The sequence below is a fragment of the Endozoicomonas sp. SESOKO2 genome (assembly GCF_024606245.1).
In the GTDB taxonomy this organism is placed as follows: Bacteria; Pseudomonadota; Gammaproteobacteria; order Pseudomonadales; family Endozoicomonadaceae; genus Endozoicomonas_A.
Genome location: NZ_JAHHPQ010000523.1, coordinates 1 through 1,216 on the forward strand (window position 1 = coordinate 1; position 1,216 = coordinate 1,216).

General features: G+C 44.2%; 1 protein-coding gene. It reads right to left on the reverse strand.

Annotation, left to right across the window (positions count from 1 at the left end; all coding sequences use genetic code 11):
* Positions 1 to 896: hypothetical protein (locus KDK17_RS12630; RefSeq protein WP_257288209.1), on the reverse strand; the 896-nt coding region annotated here is incomplete at its 3' end.
* Between the last annotated feature and the right edge of the window lie 320 nt (positions 897 to 1,216).

Genomic DNA, 1,216 nt, shown 5'->3' on the forward strand with positions numbered 1-1,216 from the left:
GCTTTATGTAACAGGCTCATAATGGTGACTGGCCTCAAATGCAAAGGCGATGGTTGAGGGTCTGCCCATACAAAACTCAATGCTCCATTTTCAAAGCCTTCGGTCCTTATCTTGTCAATATAAGAGAGTGCCTCTGCATAGCGGCCTATCCTGACAAAGTTTGACAATGTTTTAAGGACTTCATTCTCGGCACCCTTTCTTTCCATCTGCAGCTTGCAGGAAAAGGCCAGGGCTTTTAAAGCCTCCAGTGGCACTCCCATGTCCTGAGCCACTGGCGTATTTCCATAGGGAAGGAGAGAAAGATGGGCCTGGCCATTTTGCAACAGGGTCGAGGTCAGATTGGCGCCTTCACTTAACACCGGGAACCGGGAGCTTTGCACCAGTTTATTGAAACTTTGCCGTGGCAAACTGGGCATAAGACACAGTAACCATTGGCTCTTGCCCGTGGCCATCAAAGAGGCCCAGTCCTGCTGATCCCGAAAGTCAATCAGTGTAAAGCCTGTGGTGCTCGCGATTTCTTTTAACGAACTCGTTCCACTTTCATCCATATATTCATCTCCCTCTCTATCTTTATCCCTGAAAGCGCTGACCGTGGTGGTCACCACCACTGGGAGAGCATCCGCCAGCTGATCCTGATTCATTTTAATAGCACTAAGCCAATTGGTTAGTATCGTTTTTTTATACTGCCGCGGAACAGTATGCAAACCATAAACTACCGCAGTTTGTATTTTCCCGTTGGTAGATAAATCACAAAGCTCATCAATCGCAGAGATTAATGTTGCTTGATGGCTATCGACGGATTCAGTGGATATTTCCGTTCCCTGTGGTTGCAGATCATCGCTGGGGATAATGGAGTTTGCCGGTAGATGCAAAGGGATGATATTACAATCAGGCATTGCATCCTTGTCGTAAATGGAAGTTGTGGGAGATTTATCGATGAAAGTAGATCTCGAAAAATTGCAAGGCTGTGACCACTGAGGGTATTCGTTATTTTTATCATTCATTTTAACCGATGCTTTGGTATCCGAATACATCGTTTCGTGTTCAGAAAAAAAACGATAGGGTTTTAAAGTAATGTAGGATTCTTGTATGTATCCCAATTGCCAGTAAAGCATTTCAGGTCGGAAAAATGAAAGGGTAACGGCTGCATTGATTTTATTCTCCCTTCTAAGACTACAGCTTGAAATGATAACTCTCGTGTCTTTAATATAAATTT